This is a genomic window from Mycobacterium saskatchewanense (genome assembly GCF_010729105.1).
GTDB lineage: Bacteria > Actinomycetota > Actinomycetes > Mycobacteriales > Mycobacteriaceae > Mycobacterium > Mycobacterium saskatchewanense.
Genome location: NZ_AP022573.1, coordinates 4,110,058 through 4,135,108 on the forward strand (window position 1 = coordinate 4,110,058; position 25,051 = coordinate 4,135,108).

A 25,051-nucleotide genomic window follows, 5' to 3' on the forward strand; every position below is an offset into this window, starting at 1 on the left:
ATGAGCGTCTGATGAGCTCCGAACCGAACGCCGTCGAGCTGACGGTCGACCACGCGTGGTTCGTCGCCGAAACCATTGGGGCGGGTAGCTTCCCGTGGGTCTTGGCGATCACGCCCCCGTACCGCGATGCGGCGGAACGCGGCGCGTTCCTCGAACGTCAGCGCGCTGAGCTCGCCGAGATGGGCCTGGTGTCGCCCGCGGGCGTGGTCAACCCCTCGGTCGCCGACTGGATCAGGGCGGTCTGCTTTCCGGACCGGTGGCTCGACCTGCGCTACGTCACGCATCAGGGGACCGGTGGCACCGGCGACCTGCTGCGCGGTGTGGTGGTGCAGCGTCCCGCGACCACCCGCAAGACGATCGTCGCGTTGCGCAGCGCACAGCTCATCACCTTCACCGCGATGGACATCGACGATGCGCGGGGGATGGTTCCCGTGCTCGGCGCGGGGCTGGCGCAGCGGCCGCCGGCTCGGTTCGATGAGTTCAGCATGCCGATGCGCGTCGGAGCGCGGGCCGACGAACGGCTGCGCGCGGGCGCCTCGTTGCCGGAAGTCCTTGATTACCTGGGCATTCCGGCCTCGGCGCGGTCGGTGGTGGAGTCGGTCTTCACCGGGCCGCGCAGCTACGTCGAGATCGTCGCCGGCTGCCGGCGCGACGGGCGGGAGGCGACCACCGAGGTCGGCATGAGCATCGTCGACGCGGCCGCCGGGCGGCTGCTGATCAGCCCGTCGCAGGCGTTCGACGGCGAATGGGTGTCGACGTTCGGCCCGGGCACCCCGTTCGCCATCGCCGTCGCCCTCGAGGCGCTCACCGCCTTGTTACCCGACGGCCACTGGTTCCCCAGCCAGCGGCTGTCCCGAGATTTCTCCGCGCGGGACCTTTCCGCCCAGCGGGCATAACGAAAACCAAGAAGAAAGAGAGCACGATGTCCCAGCAACGGCCCCAGCACCCGACGAGGGTCCGGTGACGTCCGGCACCGTCATGCCGATCGTCCGCGTGGCCATCCTCGCGGAGAGCAGGCTGACCGAGGTGGCTTTGCCGGCCGAATTGCCGCTGCGCGAAATCCTGCCCGCCGTGCGGCGTTTGGCGATTCCGGCGGCGTCGAACGGCGATTCGCGCGACACCCTCGGCGAGATCGGCGCGACGTCGCAACTGAGCCTGGCGCCGATCGGCGGGGCGCCGTTCAGCCTCGACGCCAGCCTCGACACGGTCGGGGTGGTGGACGGTGACCTGTTGGCCCTGCAGCCGGTGCCCCCCGGGCCGGCGGCCCCGGGCATCGTCGAGGACATCGCCGACGCCGCGATGATCTTTTCCACCTCGCGCCTGAAGCCCTGGGACGCAACGCATATCCAGCGCTTCGCCCTCGCCGCGGCGGTCGCGGCCACGCTCGCCGCGACCGGCCTGGGGGCGGCCTACCGCGTCGCCACCGGGGCGGCGGCCGGCCTCATCGCGGTCGGCGCGGTCGCGGTGCTGGCGGCGCTGGCGGGCCTGCTGGGTGCCGCCCGCTCGCCGCGCGTCGGGCTGGCGCTGTCGATCGCGGCGCTCGCACCCGTCGGTGCGGCCCTGGCGCTGGCGGTGCCCGGACGTTTCGGCCCGGCGCAGCTGATGCTCGGCGCGGCCGGCGTCACCGCGTGGTCGCTGATCGTCCTGATGATTCCCGGCGCGGAGCGCGAGCGGTTCGTCGGCGTGTTCACCACCACCGCGGTGGTGGGAACCGCGGTGGTGCTGGCGGCCGCGGCCGAAACACTCTGGCGGCCGACGCTTGTCGCGATCGGCGCCGGCTTGATCGTGGCGGCGCTCCTGCTCACCGTCGAGGCGGCCCAGCTGTCGGCGCTGGCGGCCCGCTTCCCCCTGCCGGTCATCCCGGCGCCCGGGGACCCGACGCCGTCGGCGCCGTCGCTGCGGGTGCTCGAGGACCTGCCGCGCCGGGTCCGGATCAGTGACGCCCACCAGAGCGGCTTCATCGCCGCCGCGGTGCTGCTCAGCGTCCTGGGATCGGTGGCGATCGCACTGCGCCCCGAGGCCCTGAACGGTGCCGGCTGGTACGTGGTCGCGGCGACCGCCGCCGCGTCCGTCCTGCGGGCCCGGGTGTGGGACTCGGCCACGTGCAAGGCCTGGCTGCTCGCCCAGCCGTACCTGGTCGCCGGGGTCCTGCTGGTGGTCTACGCCGCGACCGGCCGGTACGGCGCCGCCCTCGGTGTCGTCCTGGTGGTCGTCGCCCTGGCCGCCGTGTGGGTTGTGGTGGCGCTGAACCCGCGCATCGCCGAGCCGGACAGCTACTCCCTGCCGGTGCGCCGGCTGGTCGGCTTCGTCGCCGCCGGTCTCGACGCGTCCCTGATTCCCGTGCTGGCGTACCTCGTCGGGCTCTTCGGCTGGGTGCTGAATCGATGATTCGTGCCGGATTGGCTTGCACCGCAGCGACGTTGGTCGTTGCGGTGTGGGCCTGCCCGCCGGCGGCGGCGGTGAGCCCGCCGACGGTCGATCCCGGGGTGCCACCGCCCAGCGGCGCGCCCGGGCCCGGACAGCCGATGGAACAGCGCGGCCCGTGCAGCACCTCGGGCGTCATTCCCGGCAGCGATCCCAACGTGGTCACGCCCGCCCAGGCGGCGCTCGATCTTCCCGAGGCGTGGCAGTTCTCGCGCGGCGAAGGGCAACTCGTGGCGGTGATCGACACCGGGGTGCGGCCCGGACCGCGCCTGCCCAACGTCGACCCCGGCGGTGACTTCGTCGAGACCACCGACGGCCTCACCGACTGCGACGGGCACGGCACTCTGGTCGCCGGGATCATCGGCGGCCAACCCGGCGAGGACGGGTTCTCCGGTGTCGCTCCCGCGGCGCGGCTGCTGTCGATCAGGGCGACGTCCGCCGCCTTCTCGCCGCGCACGCCCGCCGGCGGGGACCCCCAACTCGCCCGCGCCGCCCTGGACGTGGCGACGCTGGCCCGCGCGATCGTGCACGCCGCCGACCTCGGCGCCCGGGTGATCAACATCTCGGCCATCACCTGTCTGCCCGCCGACCGGACCGTCGATCAGGCGGCGCTGGGCGCGGCCGTCCGGTATGCGGCCGCCGACCGCGACGCGGTGATCGTGGCCGCCGCCGGCAACAGCGGATCCACCGGGACCACCGCCGGCGGAACGTCGTGCGACTCCAACCCGCTGACCGACCTCGGCCGCCCGAACGACCCGCGCAACTGGGCCGGAGTCACGTCGATCTCCACGCCGTCGTGGTGGCAGCCCTATGTGCTGTCGGCGGCGTCGCTGACACCCGAGGGGCAGCCGTCGAAGTTCACCATGGCCGGGCCGTGGGTGGGCATCGCGGCGCCGGGCGAGAACATCGTGTCGGTGAGTAACGGCGACGGCGGCGGCCTCGCCAACGGCCTGCCGGGCGACCACCAGCAGATGGTCGCCCTGAACGGCACGAGCTACGCGGCCGGTTACGTGTCGGGTGTCGCCGCCCTGGTGCGCGCCAAGTATCCCGAGCTGACCGCCGCGCAGGTGGTGCACCGCCTCACCGCGACGGCGCGTGGCGGCGCCCGCGCCCCCTCGAACGTCGTCGGCGCCGGCAGCGTCGACTCGGTGGCGGCCCTGACCTGGCAACTGCCCGCCGGGAATCGTCCCGACGCCCCCCCGGGCAAGCCGGTCGCGGTCCCTGCCGCGCCGACGCCCAAGGACACCACGCCGCGCACCGTCGCGTTCGCCGGGACCGCCGCGCTCGCGGCGGTCGTGGCGGCGTTCGGGGCCTGGGCCGCGATCGCGGCCGCGCGGCGACGAAAGGAGACCACCTCATGAGCGTGCTTCGCTCGATACCGCCGGTCGGCAGCGGCCGGGTCGCACTGGCGCTGCTCGCCGTGGTGCCCGCGGTGATGGCGTACCCCTGGCGAACCGCCCGCGAGCAGTGGGTGCTCGGCATAGCCGTCGCGGTCGTCGTCGCGCTGTTCGGGTGGTGGCGGGGGATGCACTTCACCACGATCCTGGGGCGCCGCCTGGCGATCGCGAGGCGCAGGTCCCGATTCGTGGCCGACTCCGGTGCCGCCACCAAGGCAACGGTGCTGCTGCGGGTCGGCGCGCCGGGCGACGACGCCGACGTGCTGCCGCTGCCGCTGCTCGCCGGCTACCTGGACCGCTACGGCGTCCGCGCCGACAAGATTCGGATCACCAGCCGCGACAACGCTTCCGAGCCCGCGCGGCGCGAGACCTGGATCGCGCTCACGCTCTCGGCCGTCGACAACCTGGCCGCGCTGCGGGCGCGTTCGCCGCGGATTCCCCTGCATGAGACCGCCCAGGTGGCCGCGCGCCGGCTGGCCGACCACTTGCGCGAGATCGGCTGGGAAGCCGCCACGGTCGGGCCCGACGACGTCCCCCGGCTGCTGTCGCCCAGCGCTCGCGAGACGTGGCGCGGGGTGCAGCGCGGCGCTTCGGATTACATTGCGGCGTACCGCGTCCGGGTCGACGAAGCGTTGCCCGGGACCCTCGACGCTATCCGCACCCACCCTGCTCGCGAGAGCTGCACGGCGCTCGAGATCGCCGGTGAGCCGGCCCGCCCGACCGTCGCGGCCGCCTGCGCGTTCCTCACCGAGACGCCCCCTGCGGGCGCTGCGCCGGTGGCCGGGCTGATCCCGCAGAGCGGCGATCAGCGGCCGGCGCTGGCCGCGCTGGATCTGCTGTCCACCGCGCGGCTCGAAGGCCACACCGAGGCGCCCGTCGACCTGCTGGCGCTGCTGCGGTGGCCCACCCCTGCGGCCGGGGCGCATCGCGCGACCGTCTAGAACATGACCGTCCGCAGGAAGGACGTCATCCGGCGCAGGTAGTCGAGCTGGCTCACGTGCATCACGTGGCTGCCCGGAAACCAGTGCAGCGCACAGTGATCCCAGTGTTCCCAGAGCGCGGCGGCCTGGTTGGACGGCGCCATCCGATCGGCGAGGCCGGTGATGATCATGCGCCGGTCCCGGCCCACCAGCGGCCGGTAGTTCAGCGGACCGTGATAGGCCATCCCGGCCCGTAGCTGGTCGCTGCTGATCTTGGACAGGCGCAGCCCCAACCGGACGAGCTGGTTGGCCGGGAACCAGTCCTCGAACATGGTGGCCGGCGTGACGACGGGGCAGTTCGGGATGACGGCCTCGAGCCGGTCGTCGACCGAGGCCACCAGGGCCGCGGTGTAACCGCCCAGGGAAATTCCGGTGAGCGCGATGCGGTCGACGCCGGTGTGGCGCAGATAGTCAAGGATCGAGCGGAAGTCGTGCACGGCCTGAGCCATCGCCTCCGCGAACCCGCTGGGCCCGTCGGCGAAGTAGCCGAAACCGCTGAACGGCGAGAACTTCTCGGCCCGCTCCCCGTGGAACGGCAAGGTGTACATCAACACGTCGTAACCGGACCGGTAATACCAGGGCAGGGTGAAGAACTTCCCGTTGGCCAGATACGACGACCCCATGAAGCCGTGGATCACGCACAGCGTGGGCCGAGGCCCGTCGCCGTGGCGCCAGTGCTGCGCGTGTACGACGTTGTTGCGCCGCAGCGCGCTCCAGCGGGCGCGCATCGCGGGGTTGACGGCGGTGAAGCTGCTCGGAAACCAGATGTCCTCGACGGTGCCGCGCGCGAGCGACTCGGCCCGCCGGCCGGCCCGGCGGGACGAGACCCGGGGGGTTTCGGTGGGCGCCGGAAACGACTTGGCCGGGTCCCGTTCGGCGCCCAGCTCCGCGTAGAAGCTGAGGTTCCTGCGTTCCGTTCCGCTGGGCCGGCGCAGGTTTGTCGCGAGCAGCACCGGCGCCACCGTCGCGGCGATCACCGACGCCACTCCCGTGCGCAGCGCCAGATCGCCCACAGCGGACGTCTCGACCACCGCGCGCTGACGCCGCGACAGCGCCGACAGCGGCGGCAAACCCTCGGCGCCGGCGGGCACGTCCTTGCCCTCGAAGGCATCCGGAACGTCCGGAACTCCGGTGGGCGGACCGGCCGGATCGGTGTCGTGCGCCACGAACGCCGATGCTATCGGCTTTGCCGGCTTGGCAACCCGGTATTCGGGCACCCGGTCAGAGGGGCCGGGGAGGGCGTGCGGTAATACGGATTGTCGAGCGGCCGGAACCAGCCACGGCGTTTTCAGGAGGACCGACATGTGGGATCCCGACGTCTACCTGGCCTTTGCGGACCATCGCGGGCGCCCCTTCTACGACCTGCTGTCGCGGGTGGGCGCCGACCGGGCGCGCCGGGTCGTCGACCTCGGCTGCGGGCCCGGTCACCTGACGAAATACCTGGCCCGCCGCTGGCCCGACGCGGTGATCGAGGCGATAGACAGCTCGCCGGAGATGGTCGCGGCCGCCAAGGAGCGCGGCATCCACGCCGTCAATGCCGATGTGCGGGACTGGCGGCCCAAGCCCGACACCGACGTGGTCGTCAGCAACGCGGCGCTGCACTGGGTGCCCGAGCATTCCGACCTGCTGGTCCGCTGGGCCGGCGAACTGGCGCCCGGATCGTGGATCGGGGTGCAGATGCCGGGCAACTTCGAATCGCCCTCGTACGCCGCGGTGCGGGCGTTGGCGCGCCGGGAACCGTACGCGAAGTTGTTGCGCGACATTCCTTTTCGGGTCGGGGCGGTGGTGCAGCCGCCGACGTACTACGCGAACCTGCTGCTGGACGCGGGATGCAAGGTCGACGTGTGGGAGACCACCTACCTGCATCAGCTGACCGGCGAGCACCCGGTGCTCGACTGGATCACCGGGACGGCACTTGTCCCGGTGCGCGACCGGCTCAGCGACGAGGGTTGGGAGCAGTTCCGCCAGGAGCTCATCCCGCTGCTGGACGACGCCTACCCGGCGCGCGGCGACGGCACGACGATCTTCCCGTTCCGGCGGGTGTTCCTCGTCGCGGTGGCCGGTGGGTCGGGCCGCCCGGCCGGCTGACCGGGTCCGCGGGTCACTCTTCGATGCCGCGCTCGACGGCGATCGCCGACCGCGCGCTCGGCGCGGCGCGATGGATCTGCAGATACGTCTCGGTATAGCGCACCGCGATGCGCGTTCCGGCGAACTCCGACGGAATGACGTCGCCGGTTCGCTGGCGCCACTCGTGCAGGCGCACAGCGAGATCGGCGGCGATCGCGTCCGCGTCCGAGTCGCCGTCGGCCAGCAGGTTGGTGGTCTCGGTCGGGTCGGCGCGCAGGTCGTAGAGTTCGCGGTCCGGCCGCGGATCGCCGATGAACGGTGCGACCGCCATGCCCGACGGGCTCTCCTCGATGTCCAGCGGTAGGTCGAGCAGCGGTCGTCGGGCGTAGTTCTCGATGTAGCTGTAGTCCTTGGTGCGGATCGCGCGGATGGGGTCGTAGGAGTCGTGATACGTCTTGCCGGCGTACACGTGGTCCCTGATCGGCGTCGGCTGCGGCGCCCACAGCGCCCGGGCGTGGGACACCCCGTCGACGTCGGGCGGCACCCGCACGCCCAGCAGGTCGAGCAGCGTCGGCACCAGGTCGACACCGCTGAACAGCTCGTCGTACACCCGGGGGGCGACGCGCCGGCGCGTGGGCGGGCGGATGATCATCCCGATCCCCGTTCCCGCTTCGTAGAGCGTGGATTTCGCGCGGGGGAACGCGGGGCCGTGGTCGGTGAAGAACACCACCCAGGTGCCCTCGTCCAGCCCCGTCGCGGCCAGCGCGTCCAGCAGCCGGCCGGTGGCGGCGTCGGCCGCGGCGATCGCGCCGTAGAAGTCGGCGACGTCGTCGCGGACCTCGGGCGTGTCGGGCAGGTAGTCGGGCAGTTCGACGCCGGCGCTCTCGGCGGGCTCGTAACGGTCCCGCGGGTAGGGCCGGTGCGTCTCGAAGAACCCGGCCGTGAGTAGGAAGGGCTGTCCCGCAAGGTTTTCCGAGCTATCCCTGAGCCAGTCGGCGGCCTTGTCCACCACGTAGTCGCAGTAGGAATTCGAGACGTCGAACTCGTCGAACCCCAACCGCTTCGGGTACGACGTCTCGTGTTGCATGCCGAAAAGCGCGGCATACCAGCCGGATTCGGACAGGATCTGGGGCAGCGTGCGCACGCCGCTGCGGTATTCCCAGCCGTGATGGGCCAGGCCCAGGAGCCCGTTGGTTTGCGGGTAGCGACCGGTGAACAGCGAACCGCGCGACGGCGAACACAGCGGCGCGGTGGCGTGCGCCCGGGTGAACAGGACGCCCTCGGCGGCGAGCCGGTCCAGGTGCGGGCTGGACACGTCGGGGTGGCCGTAGGCGCCCAGGTATCGGCCGACGTCGTGCCAGTGCACGATCAGCACGTTGTCTTTCCGGTCGTCCGCCTTGTCCGCCTTGTCCGCCGCCAATGCCGTCACACCCATTACCTACCCTGAACCCAGCGGTTCTCGCAGACGAATTCCGAGAGCGGGCGCGCGACGGTCCAGCCGTCGAGCTCGAGCGCCGGCCGGTCGGGAAACTCGGGCACCGGTCCCAGGCACAGGATCGCCACGGGTTCGGCGCCGGGGGGCATCGCCAGCAGGGCCGCCAGCCGCTGCGGGTCGAACAGCGAGACCCAGCCCATGCCGAGGCCCTCGGATCGGGCCGCCAGCCACATGTTCTGGATCGCGCAGGACACCGACGCCAAATCCATCTGCGGCAGCGTGCGCCGGCCGAACACGTGCCGGTCGCGCTTGTCGCGCAAGGCCACCACCAACAGCTCGGCGCACTCGAGGATGCCCTCGACCTTGAGCGCGAGGAACTCGTCGCCGCGTGCGCCCAGCGCCGCGGCGGTGAGCGGACGCTCCTCGTCGACGAGGGCGTGGATGCGCCGCCGCAGCGGCGGGTCGGTGATCCGGATGAACCGCCACGGCTGCATGAGGCCCACGCTGGGCGCTGCGTGCGCGGCCTGCAGCAGGCGCGCCAGCACGTCGTCGGCCACGGTGCCGTCCGGCGAGAACCGGCGCATGTCGCGCCGCTCGGAGATCGCCCGGTAGACGGCCCGTCGGTCTTGCGGGCTGAACGCGGTCACCCGGTCATCGTAGGAAATCGGCGCTAGCGTGAATCGTCTGCCAGACCCGCAGGAAGGAAGTGGCCCCGTGAAGCTTTCCGACATCCTCGACCAGCCGACGACGAACGGCGCCGACGGGCGCATCTATAGCGAGCCGTACCAGACCCCCGACGGCACCACCGTCATTCCCGTCGCCAGACCGCGCGGAGTGTTCGTCATCCGGGCGGGCGAGGCGTCCTGGGTGCCCGCCGTCGACCAGAACCGGATAGCGCTGATCGGGGTGACCACCGGCCTGCTGGCCGCGGTGATCGGCACCCTGGCGCTGCTGCGGCAGCCGCCGTGGCCGCGGATCACGCTCACGGGCTATAGGTGACGCCGACCGCGCGGAAGACGTATTCCGGCGGCATGTCGAATGCCAGCGAACGGCGCGGTAGGCGGTCGAGCACCTCGGCCGGGATGGCCGTCTTGTAGTGCAGCGACAGCTCGCCGCTGAAGTTCGCATCCACCCGGGCGACGTCGACGTCGACCTGCAATCCGGTCGAGGAAATCTCCACCTTCGCCGCCCCGGTCTGCGGCGCGTCCCAGCGCGCGTCGACCGTCGGGCCCGCCAGCTTGGGCAGCATGGACAGCGTGGCCAGCACCCGTTCGGAGGTGAACACCAGCGAACCCGTGTAGCTGGCGACGCTGTGCGGGAGCCGCACGCCGGGGATCACCCCGCCGAATCGCCGGGTGACGGCGACGTAGTCGGCGAGGTAGATCAGCCCTTCCGCTTCCACCTGGGCATGCAGATCGGGGGGCAGCTTGCCGATACCGAACAACCTGCGGACGAAGACCGCCATGAGGCCAGTATGACGGCCCGCGGCGTGGGCGCGGCTACGGTGCTGGTATCGGTGGGGGATGACCCGCGCGCGGAGTGCCCTGATCCTTGCCGCCGCCGCGGTCGCGGTCTACGCGCTCATGTGGGTGGCCTACTCCCGGCAGTGGGCCTGGCTGCACCGCGTCGATTGGTGGCTGCTGAACTCCGCCCACGCGGTCGGGGTCAAGCACCCGCTGTGGGTGGACTTCTGGGACACGGTGTCCTTCGCGCTGGGGCCCGTCCCGCTGCGGCTGCTGGGCATGGCCGCGGCGATCGCCGCCGTACTGGGGAGGAACGTGCGCGCGGCGCTGGTGCTGTTGGCCTGCGGGCCGCTGAGCGGGCTGGTGACGTCGGCGGCCAAGGGGCTGGCAAACCGGACGCGGCCGCCGACGATGCTGGTGGCCGCGTCCTCCACGTCGTTTCCGTCGGGGCATGCGCTCGAGGCGACCGCCGGCTTGCTGGCGATCCTGGCCTTCCTGCTGCCGATGCTGAGCCGGACGGCGGGCCGGGTGCTGGCCGCCGCGGCCGGGGTGTGCGTGCTGGCGGTCGGGGTGGCCAGGGTCGCGCTGAACGTGCACCATCCCTCGGACGTGCTCGCCGGCTGGTCCCTCGGTTGCCTGTATTTTTTGTTGTGCCTGTTGGTGTTTCGGCCGTCTTGGTCACGGCGCGGAGACCCGATCGAAGCTAAAGCTTTACTTGACCCTTAGGCGGCGCCAGTCCGACGATGGGATGCATGCGCCGACCGCTCGCTTCCCTGTGGGTCGCCGCGTGCCTGGTGTGCGCGTCGCTCGTGCTGGCCCCGCTCAGTGGCGCCGCCGGCGCGCCGTGGTTCGCGAACGCCGTCGGCAATGCCACGCAGGTCGTCTCGGTCGTCAGCACCGGCGGCTCGAACGCGAAGATGGACATCTATCAGCGCAGCGCCGCCGGTTGGCAGGCGCTCAGGACGGGTGTCCCCACGCACGTCGGCTCGGCGGGCATGGCGCCGCAGGCGCGCAGCGGGGTGCCGGCCACGCCGATGGGCGTCTACACGCTGGACTCGGCCTTCGGCACCGCGCCGAACCCCGGTACGGCGCTGCCCTATACGCAGGTGGGACCCAACCACTGGTGGAGCGGGGACGACCACAGCCCCACGTTCAACAGCATGCAGGTGTGTCAGAAGGCGCAGTGCCCGTTCAGCACCGCCGCGAGCGAGAACCTGCAGATCCCGCAGTACAAGCACGCGGTCGTGATGGGCGTCAACAAGAACAAGACGCCGGGCGGCGGCTCGGCGTTCTTCTTCCACACCACCGACGGTCAGCCCACCGAAGGATGCGTCGCGGTCGACGACGCGCAGCTCGTGTCGATCATGAAGTGGCTGCAGCCCGGTGCGGTCATCGCCATCACCAAGTAGCGACGGGGCCGTCAGTCCAGGGCCTTGCCCGGCTTCAGCTTGAAATCGAGGCCGGCCAACGACATCGTCGCCTCGTAGGTGCGGTCATAGCCGGTGGCGCTGATGCGCCAGCCGTCGCCGGTGCGCCGGTAGGAGTCGCGGTAGAACGCGGCGCCGATCAGCATGAAATTGAAGTCGGCGACGATCACCCGGTCCTGCAGGTACCAGGTTCCCGACGCCTCGTCACCGGTGACCGTGATCTCCGGGTGGGTCACCCGGTGCTCGGTAATAACCGCCGGCCCAAGGGATTTGCGCATGAAATTCACCAGGTCGACGCGGTTGGTGAAATGCAGCTCCTCGCCGAGGGAGGACCCGTAGTCGCCGACGACGTCATCGGCCAGCGTGTCGGCGAAGTCGTCCCAGCGCTTGGTGTCCAGCGCGCGCAGATAGCGATACTTGAGTTGCTTGATGGCTTCGATGTCGGCCACCACGGAGGGGGAGTCGTGCGGGCTCATCCCGTCATTGCAGCACACCGCGCTGGTCGCGGTGCAGATAGTGGGTCGCCATCTCGATCAGCGCCCGCCGCTCCCGCTGCCAGTCGATCGGGGCGCCGACGATCATCTGCGCCAGCACCACGCCCCGCAGTGCGGCCCAGATGACCTCGGCGACACCGTCATTCGCGGGGTCCTCGGTGATCAGGCGCCCGAGCCTGGTGACCGCGGCATTCATCTCGAGCAGGTGACGGCGCGACGCCTCCCCGGGCCCGCCGCGCGTTGCCCGCAGGATCTCGAAGGCCGCCATCGACGTGGGGCTGCTATAGCAGTCCCACGCGGTGTCGACGACCACCTCGATGCGCTCGCGCAGGGGAAGGCCGCTCACGTCGGCCGACGACAGGCTGTCCACCAGCCGGGCCACCCCGTCGTCGACGACGGCCAGCAGCAGGCCGTTGCGATCGCCGAAGTGATACTGGATGACCCCCCACGTCACGCCGGCGCGCTCGGCCACGTGCTTGGCGGTGGCGGCGGCGAAGCCCTCGTCCATGATGCAGCGGACCGTCTCGTCGATGATCCGGGCCCGGGTTTCGTCGCCGCGCTTGCGCGGCGCGCTGGTGCGCCGGGTGGGACGTACGGGCTGCTGACCCGCGACGATCGACATTGTTGACTTTATAACATAGTCAGCTCTATTTTTGGGCGGTGAGCCCATCCCGGTACGCGCGGTTATCCCGCGCCGAGCTCGCCGTCCTGGTCCCCGAGCTGCTGCTGATCGGGCAGATGATCGACCGCTCCGGCATGGCGTGGTGCATCAACGCGTTCGGCCGCGAGGAGATGGTGCAGATCGCCATCGAGGAGTGGGCCGGCGCCAGCCCCATCTACACCCGGCGGATGCAGCGGGCGTTGCGCTACGAGGGCGACGACGTGCCGACCATCTTCAAGGGGCTGCAGCTCGACATCGGCGCCCCGCCGCAGTTCATGGATTTCCGCTACACCGTGCACGATCGCTGGCGCGGCGAGTTTCACCTCGACCACTGCGGCGCGCTGCTCGACGTGGAGCCGATGGGCGAGAAGTACGTCTACGGCATGTGCCACACGATCGAGGACCCGACCTTCGACGCCACCGCGGTGGCGACGAACGCGCGCGCGCAGGTCCGGCCCATCCACCGGCCCCCCCGCCAGCCGTCGGACCGGCATCCGCACTGCGCCTGGACGGTGATCATCGACGAGTCCCATCCGGAGGCGCAAAGCATCCCGGCGCTGGACATCGTCGGCCAAACTCGTGCCGCAACATGGGAACTCGACCCCATCGATCCGTCCGAGGAGGGCCTGGCGGACTACTCGGGGCCGCTGCTGTCGGATCTCGACTTCACCGCCTTCTCGCACTCGGCGCTGGTCCGCATCGCCGACGAGGTGTGCCTGCAGATGCACCTGCTGTACCTGTCGTTCGCGATCGCGGTGCGGGAACGGGCCCGCGACGAGGCGCAGGCGACTGACGTGTGCACCCGCGGCCTGATCGGCCTGGCCGGGCTGGCCGCCGAACGCCTCCATCGCGCGCTGTCCCTGCCGGGCGGGTTCGACGGGATCATGCGGGTGCTCGAACTGCACCCGCTGATCAACCCCGCGGGCTACCTCGTCGCGGAGATCGATGGCCACCGGCTCGCGGTGCACCGGTCGCCCGCGCACGACGACGGGGCGTGGATCACGCTGTGCTCAACCGATTCCGTCCAGCCGCTGCAGGCGATCGCCACCGCCGTCGACCCGCACGCCGAGTTTCGGGTTAGCGGAACGCCCTTCGAGTGGGCCGCCGAACTCGTGCGCACCGATGCCCCGGCAACCGAACTACCAGAGGTATCGGTGGCCAAAGTGAGCGGCGGATCGACGTTCGAGTTCCAGCCGAGGCGTTCGCTGCCGCTGACGCCGGTCTGACCTATCGCCGGCGAAACGCCGTTTGTCAAGGGGTTTCCGGTACCGCTTCGGTGACGCAACCGCATCGACCGAATACCAATGGCATTGCAAGCCATCGGCTTTCGGCGTGTCCGCCGTTATGGTTGACGCTGGCTACCGACCTCTATAGACGAAGGTTTTCGCTCTATGTACGACCCACTGGGGTTGTCGATCGGGACCACGAACCTGGTCGCTGCGCGTAACGGAAGTTCACCGGTAAGCCGGCGAGCCGTGCTGACGCTGTATCCGCACTGCGCGCCGAAAGTCGGTCTACCGTCCGAGAATTCGGACATGACCGAGCCGGGCATGCTGATGAGCGGCTTTGTCGAGCGCATCGGCGATGCCGTGGCGCTGGTGTCGGCCGACGGGTCCGCCCACGACCCGGACCTCCTGGCGGTGGAGGCCCTGGACGGGATGGTCTCGGCGGTCGGCGCGGACGCCGCGTCCGCCGAGATATCCATCGCCGTTCCCGCCTACTGGAAACCCGGCACGGTGCAGGCCCTGCGCAACGGATTGCGGACCCACGTGGGCTTCGTGCGCAGCGGCATGGCACCCCGGCTGGTGTCCGACGCGATCGCGGCCCTGACCGGCGCCAACACGGACTTGTGCCTTGCCGCAACCGGAGTCGTCGGCCTGCTCGACTTCGGCGGCACAGGGACGTCCGCCACCCTGGTGAACCTGGCCGGCGACTACGAGCTGGTCACGCCGACCATGCGGTACGCCGCCTTCTCCGGCGACGAGATCGACCAGGCGCTGCTGCTCCGGGTCTTCGAGGAACTGGGGCCCGGCAGCAAGATCGACCCCGCCAGCACCGCCGGGGTCGGCCAACTCGGCATGCTCCGTGAGCAGTGCCGCGCGGCCAAGGAGCGGTTGTCCACCGAAACGGCGGTCGAATTGGCCGCGGAGCTCGGCGGGCGCAATTGCAGCATGCGAGTGACGCGCGACGAGCTGGGCGACCTGATCCAGGACCGGCTGACCGGCTTCATCTATGCGTTCGACGAGATGTTGGTCCGGCACCGCAAGAGCTGGACCGATTTGTCCGCCGTGGTCACCGTGGGCGGTGGCGCCAGCATCCCCCTTATCACCGAACGACTTTCGGTACACGGCCGCAGGCCGGTGGTGACACCGTCCCGTCCCGCCCACGCCGCCGCGCTCGGTGCCCTGCTGCTGGCCTCCCGCGGCGAACAGCTGGACATGCGGACGCGCACGTCCATCGGCCTGCTCTCGACGGCGGCCGCCGCCGGCGACGTCGTCGACCTGGGAGCCGGTGACGTGCTGGTGATCGACGACGAGGCCTTGACTGATCGCGAATTAGCTTGGTCGCAAACGGAATTCGGCGCCGACCTGCGGGTGCGCTACACGCCCGAGGTCTTCGACGAGGACGGTCCGGCCGGCTGGTCCATGCGGCTGAATGTGATGGAGCCGCCCAAACAGCGCCCATGGCGGCGACTACGGCTGTCGCAGCTCGTTATCGGCATGTGCGCCGTGGTCGCCATGACGTCGATCGGGGGCGTGGCCTACACGCTGTCGGGCATCGAGAACCACCAGGTCCCGCCCGCACCCACCGTCGTGCCGGTGCCCGCGCCGCCGGTCACCTCCCTGATGCCGAGCCCCATGCCCCCGCCCCCGACGCCCGTGCCGCCGCCGCCCAGCCCCGCGCCGGTCCCCAGCCCCGCGCCGGTCCCCAGCGCCGCGCCGCCCCCGCCGCCCTCGCCGCCGCCCGCGCCGGTGATCGTGACGACGACGCGGCCGCCGGTCGTCACCACCCGGCATCCGGCGCCGCCCACGACGACGGTCGTGACGACGACGCCGCCGCCGCCACCGACCACGACCACCACCACGACGCCGCCGCCCCCGCCGACCACCACGACGACGACGGTGCCGATGACGACGCAGTGGATCCACGTCCCGCTGTTGCCGGTCCCGATACCGGTCCCGGTGCCGGCGAGCCAGGCCCCCGCCGCTCCCGCGGCGCCCCAGTACCCGGCCAACCAATACCCCGGCCAGTATCCCGGCGGGGGGTACCCGCAGAACCCGTTCCTGGGTCCCGGTTACTGATCCCACACGCGCCTCCTGCCCCAGTTTGGGCGGGGTCCTGACTGGTTATTAGCCCTGATGGGTAGGGCTTCCCAGGACCTTGGAGGCGTCAAGTGGACATCGTGCTGGGGGCGTCGGTCGCCCCCACCAACGTCCGCCTAGTGGTCATCGAGGGCCAGGACGCCGACGGCGTCACCGTCGAACAGGACGAGTTCGAGGTGTACGCGGCCGGCGACTCGGCGACCTCTAACGCGGTCGATCAGGTGATTGCCGCCATCGGCGGCACCCGCGAGGGAGCGGGGGAGAGTGGTTATCAACTCGTCTCGACCGGGGTGACGTGGACCGATCCGGCCGTGGTCGGCGCGCTGCGCGACGCCGTCGCCGCCCACGACGTCGGCACCGTGATGCTGGTCTCCCCGCTGCTGGCGGCCGCCGCGCTGGCGCAGACGGTGGGTCAGGCACTCGGCTACGGGCACATCGCGATGTTGTTCGTCGAACCCGGGAACGCGACGTTGGCCGTCGTCGAGGTGGCCGACGGGTCGATCGTCGACCTGCACCGCCACCAGTTGGCTGCGGCCGGCCAGTGCGCCGTCTCGGCCGAACTGGCGGCGATGGTCGCTGCACTGGACGCGCCCGGGTCACGGGCCGACGGCGTGTTCCTCGTCGGCTGTGGGACCGACATCGTCCCCCTCAAGCCGGCGCTCGAGGCGGCGACCTCCCTCGACGTGACCGCCCCCGAGGAACCCGAGATGGCGCTGGCCCGCGGGGCGGCCCTGGCGTCGGCGAACGCGCCGCTGTTCTCGTCGACCACGGCCGCGATGGCATACGCGCTGGATCCGGGCACCGGCGAGGTGAATCCCCGCGCGCTGACGCCGGCCTATCTCGACTTCTCCGGCAACGCCGAGCCGTCCGCGCTGGCCTACAGCGCCGTCGAGGACGACGACGCGGCCGGGCGCCGGCGCAGCCCGTTCGTGCTGGCCGGTGGCGCGCTGGCGGCGCTCTCCGCCGTCGTCGCCGGGGTGCTGGTGGTGTCGCTGGCGTCCGATCGGCCCACGTCCGCGGTGCAGCCCAACCCCCGCGTCGGCGTCGCCACCCCCCAGCCGCCGGCGCAAGCCCCGGCCCCGCCGCCGCAGGCGCAGCCGCCCGCCCCGAGCCCGCCGCCCCCGGCCCCGCCCACCGCGCAGGCAACCGCACCGCCGGCGGAGCGACCGGCGCCGGCTCCCGCGGCCCCGGTCCATCGCGCGCCGCCCCGGCGCGCGCCCGAGTACGTCCCCACCCCGGTGCAGCAGGCCGCGCCTCCCCCTCCGCCGCCGGCCGCGGTGCCCGCGCCCCCGACGGCGGAACCCGTGCCGCCGGCGCAGCCGCCGCTGACCATGTACCTGCACTTCCCGTTCGTCACGGTGCCGATCCCGATCACCCCGCCGGCGCCGCCCCCGCCCCCGCCGCCGGCTCCCTAGAACTCGTGGCGAACGGCCCGAAGTGCGCGCACACTGGGCCTCAAGGGCAAACGCTAGGAGGTCGCGTGGGCGAATACGGTCCGTTCGGATTCGATCCCGACGAATTCGATCGAGTGATCAGGGAGGGCAGCGAGGGGCTGCGCGACGTCTTCGACCGGATCGGCAAGTTCGTCGGCGCCTCCGGCGCCGGGGCGGGTTGGTCGTCGATCTTCGAGGACGTGTCGCGGCGGCGGCCGCGTCCGGCGCCGGAGACCGCCGGCGAGGCCGGCGACGGCGTGTGGGCGATCTACACGGTGGACGCCGACGGGGGCGCGCGCGTCGAGCAGGTCTACGCGACCGAGCTGGACGCGCTGCGGGCGAACAAGAACAACGTCGACCCGAGGCGCAAGGTGCGTTTTCTGCCGTACGGGATCGCGGTCAGCGTCCTCGACGACGACTCGGATGAGCCGTCCGAGCAGTCGCCGTAACTAGCCCTGCTGCACCTCGTTCGAGTCGCCGGACTTGCTGATCCTCGGCGTCCCCGAGTGGTAAGTGACACTGTTGTTGAAGCCGGAGGCCTCGACCGCGTCGACGGAGTCCACGGTGATCGCGTTCCGCAAGCCGGAGACGCTGATGCTCGCGCAGTGACCGGTGATGACCACCGTGTTGGACACCCCGCTGACGCTCACGACGTTGTCCTTGCAGGCGAGCGTCCGGTTCTCGTTCACGCCCGAGACGCTGACCCTGCCGCCCGGCGGTGGCGCCGGTGAGGTGCTGGACGGGCGGCTGGTCGGCGGGGACTCGATGATCGACCGGACACCGGAGAACTGGCGGGCGGCGAAGGCGGCAATGCCGCCGGCCAGAGCCAGCGCGCCGACGACGATGAGGGTGCCGAGGATCCACCACATGCGGTTGCCCGAGCGCCGCGGCGGCGGACCGCCGTAGGTCCACGGGGCAGGCGGTGGGCCCTGCGGATAAGGCTGCGCCGCGGGCACGGTCGCGCCCAGTTCGGAGGCCCGGGCCGTGTCGGCCAGCGGCCGCTCGAGTTCCCGAATCCGGTCCTCGGGGTCTTCCTCGCGGCCCATGGACCGAATATGCCATTCCGCTGGGCGTTTTCAGCGAGATTTGCCGGGGATTTGCCGGCCCTTTCGGTAGTTTTACGCATCGTGGCCGCCTTGCCGAACCGCCAGATCGTGCTGCGCCGCCGGCCCACCGGGCTGGTCCAACCCGGTGACACGGAGCTGGTCACCGGGCCCGCGCCCGAGCCGGCCGAGGGTGAGGCGCTGGTCCGCACCACCTACGTGGGCCTGGACGCCGCGGTCCGGACCTGGCTGAACGATCAGCAGGGCTACCTGCCGCCGGTGCAGCTGGGCGAGGTCATCCGTGCGGCCGGGATCGGCGAGGTGGTCGCGTCTCGCTGCCCGGCCTTCGGGGTCGGCGACGTCATCACCACCCTCACCGGCTTCCAGGAGTACGTGCTGGTCCGCGACGACGTCTTCAGCACGCCCATCCGGGGCAAGGCCAAGGTCGACCAGCGGGCAGTGATGTCCGTGTACGGCCCGACCGGGGCGACCGCCTACATCGGGATGATGGACATCGGGCGGCCCCAGCCGGGCGAGACGGTCGTGGTCTCGGCCGCCGCCGGCGCCACCGGATCGGTGGCGGGTCAGATCGCCAAGATCGCGGGCGCCCGGGTGGTGGGCATCGCGGGCGGCCCGGAGAAGTGCCGCGCGGTCGTCGGGGACTTCGGGTTCGACGCGTGCATCGACTACAAGAACGACGACCTGACCGCCGCCCTCAGGGAGCACTGCCCGCGCCGGGTCAACGTCTACTTCGACAACGTCGGCGGCCCGATCCTCAATGCCGTGCTCGGCCGCCTGGCCACCAAGGCCCGGGTGGTGCTCTGCGGCGTGATCTCCAGCTACCTGAGCGGAGAGCACCCCGGCCCCGAGAATTACGTCAACCTGCTGTCCAAGACCGCCCTCATGCAGGGCTTCAACGCCCTCGACGACTGGGGCCGCTTCGACGAGGCGTTCGCCGCGCTGCGCGGGTGGGAGCAGGAGGGCCGGATCAGGCATCGCGAGACGGTGTTCGAGGGCATCGAGTCGTGCGTGGATGCCCTCAACGGCCTCTTCGCCGGGGCCAACATCGGCAAGATGCTGGTCCGGCTGAGCGAACCCGCGTCGGGCTAAAGCGCTTGGCGCTTTTGGCGCCTTCGGCGCCTCGCCTGGCGCCGAGATTGCCGCGGTGGTCGCGATTCGCCGGCAAACCACGACCCTCGCGGCGCTCTCGGCGGGAAGGGTTAGTCAGCCCTCGCCGAGCGCGCGGTGCAGCGCCTTCTTCGCGTCGGTCAGGGCTTCCAGCACCGTGGCCCGAGTCCCGGCGAGCTGCTGCTTCTGCTCGTCGGTGCCGGTCCAGGTGATGGTGCGGGCCAGCCCGGCGAGTTCGAAGAGCTCCCGGCGGATCTTGAACGCGTCGCCGAACTTCGCCGCGCGGCCCAGGAAGGCGTGCGCGGTCTCGCTGCTGACGCCCCGCCAGGCCAGCAGGTTGCGGCCGAGTTCGGTGAGCGTCGCCACGCCGTCGTCGACGCTGACCGCGCCCCGGCCCGCGAGCACGCCGATGGCAAGCTCCGCGAGATCCTGCGGCGGGGTGAACGCGCCGTCGGTCGCGTCGGACACCCGCTGCACGATCTGAGCCGCGTCGGCCGGGCCGTCGAGCAGCAGCGCGGCGGTCACGAACGCCGCCCGCCGCAGATCCGGCCGGCCGTGCTTGCCGGGGCCGCCCGGGCCGCCGGGCCCGTGACCCCAACCGGACCCGCCCCAGTCGCCGCCGAAGCCCGGGCCCCCGAAGCCGGGGCCCCCGAAACTGGGGCCGCCGAAACCGCCGAAAAATCCACCAGACATCTCAATTCCTTTCGTCTTCGCACCGGAGTATCAACTTCCTTGATACCACCGGCGGAACGGAAGCGCCCGAAGCTGGAGAGTCCGGTGAGACGCCGGGATCTGGTTCACCGCCGCATGGCGTGGCATGCCGCGGGATGCGGCGCACCCCGGCGCATGATTTCATAACACCGTTTGCGAAAGTGGCCTACGGGGAGAGCGCGCCGGGTGTATGCGGCCCGGTTAACGGATTGGTGGTAGCGAATGGATCGTCGCAGCATGTTGTTGATGACGGGGGTCGGCATGCTGGGAGCCGCGATGCGGATGCCGGGGGCGTGGGCCGCCCCGTCGGCGCCCGAGGCGCCACCGTCCGCGACGGGCGGGCCCTACATCTTCGCCGACGAGTTCGACGGCCCGGCGGGTTCGCCTCCCGACCCGGGCAAGTGGACGATCCAGACTTGGCAGGATGACGTGTTCCCGCCGGTCGAAGGCATCTACCGGGACGACCGCCAGAACGTGTTCCAGGACGGGCACTCGAACCTCGTCCTGTGTGCCACGCATGACCTGCTGAGCAACACCTACTACAGCGGCAAGCTGCGCGGAAACTTCCGCAGCATGATCAACCAGACCTGGGAAGCGCGGATCAAGCTGGACTGCCTGTTCCCCGGCCTGTGGCCCTCGTTCTGGGGTGTCAACGAGGACCCGCTGCCCGACGGCGAGGTCGACATCTTCGAGTGGTACGGCAACGGCCAGTGGGCGCCGGGCACCACGGTGCACGCGGCGTCCAACGGCAAGACCTGGGAAGGCAAGTCCATCCCCGGCATGGTGGACGGCAACTGGCACACCTGGCGCATGCATTGGGGCGAGGACGGGTTCCAGTTCTGGCGGGACTACGTCGACGGTGCCAAGCCGTACTTCAGCGTGCCGAACAAGCCCATCCCGGTCCACGGCAACCCGACCGACCTGCGGTGGCCGTTCAACAACCCCGGCTACTGGATGACCCCGATGTTCACCCTGGCGGTCGGTGGCGTCGGCGCGGGCGACCCCGCCCAGGGCGTCTTCCCGTCCTCGATGCTCATCGACTACCTGCGCATCTGGTAGGCGTCACCGCACCGCCCTGAGCACCTGGACCAGGTTGTACTGCCAGCGCTCGACCAGGCGGAAGCCGAGGTCGTGCGGGACGGCGAAGGCGGGGGTCGGGCCGTAGACCGGGCCGGGTGGCAGCGCCGGGCCCTGTTCGTGCGCGGGCAGCGACGGGTCGGCCTGGGTGATGATCCACACCACCCGGCAGTGGCTCAACGGCTGCGCGACGACCTCGGGGATGAGGTTGGTGTCGAAGACGTCGTTGCGGTCGGTGGCGCGCTGCCACAGGGTCAGGTCGACGAGTTTTCGGTAGGCGTCCGGCCGGGCGGCCAGGAGCGGGCGCATCGGGGCCGGCATGAACGTCACCGTGTCGTTCACCAGTAGGCAGTCACCGGGCGCGGCCTGCGCGTCGATGAGATCGGCCACCTGGCTGTAGTCCATCCCGTATTTCGCGTATTGATTGCGTTGCGCCAGAACATAATTCGGGACCGCCGCGACGGCGAAGAGGCCGACGAGCGCGGCGGTCACCCACGGGCGGGCCGCCGCCGCGGCGGCGCAGACGCCGAGGATCAGGGCCATCGCCGGCGCGGTGAAGGACAGGTAGCGCGGCGTGTAGATGGGGTGAAAAAGCCCCGACCACAACACAATCAGCGCCGTCGGTATGGCCAGCCACGCGACAGCGATCGTCAGCAGCTGCCGATCTCCCCGGGTGGGCCCGGATGCCCTGAGCCACCCGACGGCGGCCGCGGCGATCAGCAACGCCGACAGCACGGCGAACCACGGGCTCCGCTCGAAATACTGCTGGACCGCCACGTCTTCGAGCGTGCGGCGGCCGATCGGCGGCACCCACTTGATCTGATGCGCCTGCCCGGCGACGGCGGCCAGGAACGGCGTCAGCGCGCACACCGCCACCGCCGAGGCAATGACGAAGCGCACCAAGGTGGTTCGGGTGCGGCAGTGGGTGCAGAGGAACACCGCGTGCGCCGCCAACATCAGCACCAGGTACGCGTCGAGCAGGACCGACGCGGCCGCGGCGACCCCGTACGCCAGCCAGGCCCACCCGGTCGGCCGGCGGGCGGCGGCCACGAGCAGCACAGTCAGCCAGACGGCGGCCGCCATCGACAGCGCGTACGGCCGGGCCTCGATGCCCGCCCAGGTGCTGCGCGGCAGGATCGCGCAGAAGGCCCCGGACGCCAGCGCGACGGTGCGCGTCGAGAGCTGCCGGGCGAGCACCACGACGCCGGCCGCCGCGATCCCGACGGCCAGGCCGCTGGGCGCGCGGGACCAGAATTCGGTGGGGGGAAAGACCCGGAACCAGCCGTGCATGAGGAGGTAGTACAGGCCGTGCACGGCGTCGACGTTGCCGAGCATGTGCCACAGCTGGCCGGGCGAGCGGCTGTAGGAGGCCGAAATCGTCGCGGCCTCGTCGTACCAGAAGGACGGGCGGCCGGCGCCGGCCAGGCTCACCGCGGCGGCCACCACCGCGACGATCAGCGGGTCCAGCGCCCCCTTCGGCACTGTCCGCAGGCCGCCGCGAAGCACACCGCTATGCTGCCATTCGAACGTATGATCGACCGATGGGCGACCTCGCGTCGATCGGATACAACGGGCAGCCTGTCCGCAGCCCGTTTCGGGTGGTGCGCCCGCCGGTCGCGGTCCTGGTCGACCTGACCGTGCTGTTCCCGCGCGAGCCGCACCGCTCGGGCCGGTATCAGCCCAACGGGATGCAGCTGCACAAGGTGGTCGAGGGGCGGCTGAGCTGCTGGGGGATCTGCGAGCAGGGCGACTGGTGGGGGCTGGTCACCTACCCGATCGACTACGGCGCGAAGCGCAGGAGCGTGACGCACTGGGTGCCGGCCTGGACGTTGCGCCGCAAAAGTTAGCCGGTGGATGCGATGATTCCTGCCCGTGGAGACAAGTTGGGGAGCGCTGCTGGTCCGGCTCTTTGCGCTGGCGCTGGTGATCGCGCTCTCGCCGATCACGGTCATCCCGGCGGTGCTGGTCCTGCACGCGCCCCGGCCGCGCCCGACCGGCCTGGCGTTCCTCGGCGGGTGGGTGGTGAGCTTGGCCGCGCTGACCGCACTGTTCGTCGCCGCCTCCGACCTGCTGGGTGGGCTGCACAAGTCGCCGCCCACGTGGGCGTCGTGGGTGCGGGTGGCCTTCGGGTCGGCGCTGATCCTGTTCGGCATCTACCGTTGGCTGACGCGGCATCGAGAGGGGAGCGCCCCCGGCTGGATGCGGTCGTTCTCGAGGCTGACCCCGCTGCGCGCGGGCGTCACCGGGGCGGTGCTGGCGGTGGTGCGGCCGGAGGTGCTGATCATCTGCGCGGTCGCCGGGTTGGCCCTGGGGACCGACCGGCTCGGCGCCGGCATCTGGCCGGCCGGGGCGTTCTTCGTCGCGGCGGCCGCGTCCAGCGTCGCCATCCCCATCCTCGGCTACGTCGGCGCCGGTGACCGCCTCGACGACGCGCTGGAACGGCTCAAGGTCTGGATGGAGCAGAACCACGCCGCGCTGCTCGCGGTCGTCCTGGTGCTGATCGGACTGATGGTGCTTTACAACGGAATTCACGCGCTGTAAAAGCCGCCGGTCGCGTAGATTGCTGCCCATGGCAGGAAGCTGGGTTACCGTCGGGACCGGTCTCATCCCCCTCGGCCTGGTCATCTCGCTCTCGCCGCTCACCGTCATTCCCGCGGTGCTGGTGTTGCAGGCACCCCGGCCGCGGCCGAGCGGCCTTGCCTTCCTTGGCGGTTGGTTGTTCAGCCTGGCCGCGCTGACCGCGCTCTCCGTCGCGGCATCCGGCCTGCTGGGTGGACTCGACAAGTCGCCGCCGCGGTGGTCGTCGTGGCTGCGGGTCGTCCTGGGGTCGCTGTTGATCGTCTACGGCATCGTCAAGTGGTTCACGCGGCACGGCCACAGCGAGTCGCCGGGCTGGATGCGGTCGTTCAGCACGATCACGCCGACCCGGGCGGGGCTGATGGGGGCGGCACTGGCCGCGGTGCGGCCCGACGTCGCGCTCATCTGCGTGCCGGCCGGGCTGGCGATCGGCGGCAGCGGGCTGGGTGCGGGCGGTGACTGGCTGGCCGCCGCGTTCTTCGTCGCCGTCGCGGCGTCGAGCGTCGCGGTCCCGATCCTGGCCTACGCCGCCGCGGGCAACCGCCTCGACGACACGCTGGTGCGGCTCAAGGACTGGATGGACAAGAACAACGCCGCCCTGCTGGCGGCGGTCCTCGTCGTGATCGGTGCGATGATCCTCTATCACGGAATCGACGCTTTGACCCATCACCGGTAGCCGCCGTCGGACAGGCCGGCATCCTCCTCGAGCCTGTTCGTCTTGCCAAAGACCAACTCGCGCACCAGTTCCCACGCGTAATCGCGCAGCATGCCGGCGTAGCCCTTCGCCGCCCACTGCCGGGAGTGCCGCTCCTCGTGGTGCAGCAACCGATCCAGGTCGACGTGCCAGGCGCGTCCCGACCGGACGATGCGGCGCAACTCCCCGGCGGGGTCGGCGACGCCGCCGAGGTTGAGCATGAAGATGTCGCCCCACGTGGTGCCGCCGCGCCGGCTGAACTGCCGCTGGATCCTGTTGCCGCCCACGCCCATCAGGATGCCGTTCGGGGTGGCGACTAGTCGCCCGCCGTTGCGGTGGACGAACCCGACGTCGCGGGCGTAGGTCCAGGCGTTGGCGTGTTGCCGCTCGGCGATTCGCGCAACCTCGTCGGCGGAGTAGGGCGTCGGGGGAAAGTCCCCGGCGTCCCCCGCGGCGCCGTAGTCGGTGGCCGCGTTGAGGACATAGGTCAGCAGCGCCGCGCGGCGCGCGCGGCCCCCCGGGATGCCGGGGGGTAGCAGGAAGAAGGACTTGCCGTCGGGGTCCTCGACCTTCTCCATGCCGTCGAGGACCCGGAAACTTTCGGCGGTGATGCCGTGGCGTCGGGCGATCTCGGCGACGACGGGGCGGGGCACACCCCGCCGCCCGGCGTTGCGCAGCCACTCACCCGAGAGATCCGCCATCGACCAGAACTCTAGG

27 protein-coding genes are annotated in these 25,051 nt (G+C 71.2%); 17 read left to right on the forward strand and 10 right to left on the reverse strand.

Features of this window, described 5'->3' with window-relative positions; genetic code table 11:
* The first annotated feature begins 11 nt into the window (after positions 1 to 11).
* The 4 genes from G6N56_RS19325 to eccE all read left to right on the forward strand — a co-directional run bounded on the left by G6N56_RS19325 (position 12) and on the right by eccE (position 4,762).
* Positions 12 to 896 carry an ESX secretion-associated protein EspG gene (locus tag G6N56_RS19325; protein WP_085254619.1) on the forward strand — a complete coding sequence of 295 codons (885 nt, stop codon included), beginning with the start codon at positions 12 to 14 and terminating at the stop codon, positions 894 to 896.
* Between the two features lie 82 nt (positions 897 to 978).
* On the forward strand, positions 979 to 2,388 hold the full coding sequence (eccD, locus tag G6N56_RS19330; protein WP_142280495.1) for a type VII secretion integral membrane protein EccD: 1,410 nt from the start codon (positions 979 to 981) through the stop codon (positions 2,386 to 2,388).
* Complete coding sequence (gene mycP, locus G6N56_RS19335; protein WP_085254617.1) at positions 2,385 to 3,785, forward strand: type VII secretion-associated serine protease mycosin; 1,401 nt, start codon at positions 2,385 to 2,387, stop codon at positions 3,783 to 3,785. Before eccD ends, mycP begins: the two co-directional genes overlap by 4 nt.
* Positions 3,782 to 4,762, forward strand: a complete 981-nt coding sequence (gene eccE, locus G6N56_RS19340) for a type VII secretion protein EccE (protein WP_085254616.1) — start codon at positions 3,782 to 3,784, stop codon at positions 4,760 to 4,762. The genes mycP and eccE overlap by 4 nt, the downstream gene beginning before the upstream one ends.
* Here eccE and G6N56_RS19345 read toward each other — a convergent pair.
* Positions 4,759 to 5,967, reverse strand: a complete 1,209-nt coding sequence (locus G6N56_RS19345) for an alpha/beta hydrolase family protein (RefSeq protein WP_085254680.1) — start codon at positions 5,965 to 5,967, stop codon at positions 4,759 to 4,761. The two genes, eccE and G6N56_RS19345, sit on opposite strands and share 4 nt — an antisense overlap.
* Positions 5,968 to 6,103: 136 nt before the next feature.
* Here G6N56_RS19345 and G6N56_RS19350 point away from each other — a divergent pair, with 136 nt between their 5' ends.
* Entirely contained in the window at positions 6,104 to 6,889 is a 786-nt protein-coding gene (locus G6N56_RS19350; protein ID WP_085254615.1) for a trans-aconitate 2-methyltransferase, read from the forward strand.
* A gap of 13 nt (positions 6,890 to 6,902) precedes the next feature.
* Here the strand turns inward: G6N56_RS19350 and G6N56_RS19355 are convergent, their stop codons facing one another.
* Positions 6,903 to 8,288, reverse strand: coding sequence for a sulfatase family protein (locus G6N56_RS19355; protein WP_232069363.1), 1,386 nt, complete (start codon positions 8,286 to 8,288; stop codon positions 6,903 to 6,905).
* A 14-nt stretch (positions 8,289 to 8,302) separates the two neighbouring features.
* Positions 8,303 to 8,950: a 5,6-dimethylbenzimidazole synthase gene (gene bluB, locus G6N56_RS19360; RefSeq protein WP_085254613.1), complete on the reverse strand. Its 648-nt coding sequence runs from the start codon at positions 8,948 to 8,950 to the stop codon at positions 8,303 to 8,305.
* Between the two features lie 67 nt (positions 8,951 to 9,017).
* Between bluB and G6N56_RS19365 the strand changes: the two genes are divergently transcribed.
* The gene (locus tag G6N56_RS19365; RefSeq protein ID WP_085254612.1) at positions 9,018 to 9,302 is read left to right on the forward strand and encodes a hypothetical protein; all 285 of its coding nucleotides are present in this window, start codon (positions 9,018 to 9,020) and stop codon (positions 9,300 to 9,302) included.
* Here G6N56_RS19365 and G6N56_RS19370 read toward each other — a convergent pair.
* Positions 9,286 to 9,768 (reverse strand): hypothetical protein, encoded by a 483-nt coding sequence (locus G6N56_RS19370; protein ID WP_085254611.1) that lies wholly within the window; start codon positions 9,766 to 9,768, stop codon positions 9,286 to 9,288. The genes G6N56_RS19365 and G6N56_RS19370 overlap by 17 nt on opposite strands.
* A 58-nt stretch (positions 9,769 to 9,826) precedes the next feature.
* Here G6N56_RS19370 and G6N56_RS19375 point away from each other — a divergent pair, with 58 nt between their 5' ends.
* Both G6N56_RS19375 and G6N56_RS19380 read left to right on the forward strand, forming a co-directional pair.
* Positions 9,827 to 10,492, forward strand: coding sequence for a phosphatase PAP2 family protein (locus G6N56_RS19375; protein WP_085254610.1), 666 nt, complete (start codon positions 9,827 to 9,829; stop codon positions 10,490 to 10,492).
* A 26-nt stretch (positions 10,493 to 10,518) separates the two neighbouring features.
* A complete protein-coding gene (locus G6N56_RS19380) occupies positions 10,519 to 11,175 on the forward strand; it encodes a L,D-transpeptidase family protein (protein WP_085254609.1) in 657 nt (218 codons plus the stop codon).
* A gap of 11 nt (positions 11,176 to 11,186) precedes the next feature.
* Here the strand turns inward: G6N56_RS19380 and G6N56_RS19385 are convergent, their stop codons facing one another.
* Together G6N56_RS19385 and G6N56_RS19390 are read right to left on the reverse strand one after the other, a co-directional pair.
* Positions 11,187 to 11,669: a nuclear transport factor 2 family protein gene (locus tag G6N56_RS19385; protein WP_408632633.1), complete on the reverse strand. Its 483-nt coding sequence runs from the start codon at positions 11,667 to 11,669 to the stop codon at positions 11,187 to 11,189.
* 4 nt (positions 11,670 to 11,673) lie between these two features.
* Positions 11,674 to 12,309: a TetR/AcrR family transcriptional regulator gene (locus G6N56_RS19390; protein ID WP_085254607.1), complete on the reverse strand. Its 636-nt coding sequence runs from the start codon at positions 12,307 to 12,309 to the stop codon at positions 11,674 to 11,676.
* Positions 12,310 to 12,347: 38 nt separating this feature from the next.
* Here G6N56_RS19390 and G6N56_RS19395 point away from each other — a divergent pair, with 38 nt between their 5' ends.
* From G6N56_RS19395 to G6N56_RS19410, 4 genes are all read left to right on the forward strand, one after another.
* A complete protein-coding gene (locus G6N56_RS19395; RefSeq protein WP_085254606.1) occupies positions 12,348 to 13,574 on the forward strand; it encodes a hypothetical protein in 1,227 nt (408 codons plus the stop codon).
* A gap of 165 nt (positions 13,575 to 13,739) precedes the next feature.
* Entirely contained in the window at positions 13,740 to 15,650 is a 1,911-nt protein-coding gene (locus tag G6N56_RS19400; protein WP_163645143.1) for an Hsp70 family protein, read from the forward strand.
* Positions 15,651 to 15,742: 92 nt separating this feature from the next.
* Positions 15,743 to 17,086 (forward strand): DUF7159 family protein, encoded by a 1,344-nt coding sequence (locus G6N56_RS19405; protein ID WP_163645144.1) that lies wholly within the window; start codon positions 15,743 to 15,745, stop codon positions 17,084 to 17,086.
* Positions 17,087 to 17,151: 65 nt separating this feature from the next.
* Complete coding sequence (locus G6N56_RS19410) at positions 17,152 to 17,553, forward strand: Rv0313 family protein (RefSeq protein ID WP_085256142.1); 402 nt, start codon at positions 17,152 to 17,154, stop codon at positions 17,551 to 17,553.
* Here G6N56_RS19410 and G6N56_RS19415 read toward each other — a convergent pair whose 3' ends face one another.
* Positions 17,554 to 18,150, reverse strand: coding sequence for a DUF3060 domain-containing protein (locus G6N56_RS19415; protein ID WP_085256141.1), 597 nt, complete (start codon positions 18,148 to 18,150; stop codon positions 17,554 to 17,556).
* A gap of 81 nt (positions 18,151 to 18,231) precedes the next feature.
* On the opposite strand from G6N56_RS19415, the gene G6N56_RS19420 reads away from it, so the two are divergent.
* The gene (locus G6N56_RS19420) at positions 18,232 to 19,257 is read left to right on the forward strand and encodes an NADP-dependent oxidoreductase (RefSeq protein ID WP_180150367.1); all 1,026 of its coding nucleotides are present in this window, start codon (positions 18,232 to 18,234) and stop codon (positions 19,255 to 19,257) included.
* Between the two features lie 114 nt (positions 19,258 to 19,371).
* Here G6N56_RS19420 and G6N56_RS19425 read toward each other — a convergent pair whose 3' ends face one another.
* Positions 19,372 to 19,968 carry a hypothetical protein gene (locus tag G6N56_RS19425; RefSeq protein ID WP_085256139.1) on the reverse strand — a complete coding sequence of 199 codons (597 nt, stop codon included), beginning with the start codon at positions 19,966 to 19,968 and terminating at the stop codon, positions 19,372 to 19,374.
* Positions 19,969 to 20,208: 240 nt separating this feature from the next.
* On the opposite strand from G6N56_RS19425, the gene G6N56_RS19430 reads away from it, so the two are divergent.
* Positions 20,209 to 21,045, forward strand: coding sequence for a glycoside hydrolase family 16 protein (locus G6N56_RS19430; RefSeq protein ID WP_085256138.1), 837 nt, complete (start codon positions 20,209 to 20,211; stop codon positions 21,043 to 21,045).
* Positions 21,046 to 21,048: 3 nt separating this feature from the next.
* On the opposite strand, the gene G6N56_RS19435 is transcribed toward G6N56_RS19430, so the two are convergent.
* A complete protein-coding gene (locus tag G6N56_RS19435; protein WP_232069097.1) occupies positions 21,049 to 22,569 on the reverse strand; it encodes a glycosyltransferase family 39 protein in 1,521 nt (506 codons plus the stop codon).
* Between the two features lie 35 nt (positions 22,570 to 22,604).
* Between G6N56_RS19435 and G6N56_RS19440 the strand changes: the two genes are divergently transcribed.
* From G6N56_RS19440 to G6N56_RS19450, 3 genes are read left to right on the forward strand one after another with little or no spacing between them, the layout of a single operon-like run.
* Positions 22,605 to 22,910, forward strand: a complete 306-nt coding sequence (locus G6N56_RS19440; RefSeq protein WP_085256137.1) for a hypothetical protein — start codon at positions 22,605 to 22,607, stop codon at positions 22,908 to 22,910.
* Positions 22,911 to 22,935: 25 nt separating this feature from the next.
* On the forward strand, positions 22,936 to 23,604 hold the full coding sequence (locus G6N56_RS19445; protein WP_163645145.1) for a GAP family protein: 669 nt from the start codon (positions 22,936 to 22,938) through the stop codon (positions 23,602 to 23,604).
* 28 nt (positions 23,605 to 23,632) lie between these two features.
* Complete coding sequence (locus G6N56_RS19450; RefSeq protein ID WP_085256136.1) at positions 23,633 to 24,316, forward strand: GAP family protein; 684 nt, start codon at positions 23,633 to 23,635, stop codon at positions 24,314 to 24,316.
* Here G6N56_RS19450 and G6N56_RS19455 read toward each other — a convergent pair.
* On the reverse strand, positions 24,307 to 25,035 hold the full coding sequence (locus G6N56_RS19455; RefSeq protein ID WP_085256135.1) for a hypothetical protein: 729 nt from the start codon (positions 25,033 to 25,035) through the stop codon (positions 24,307 to 24,309). The two genes, G6N56_RS19450 and G6N56_RS19455, sit on opposite strands and share 10 nt — an antisense overlap.
* Positions 25,036 to 25,051 lie beyond the last annotated feature (16 nt).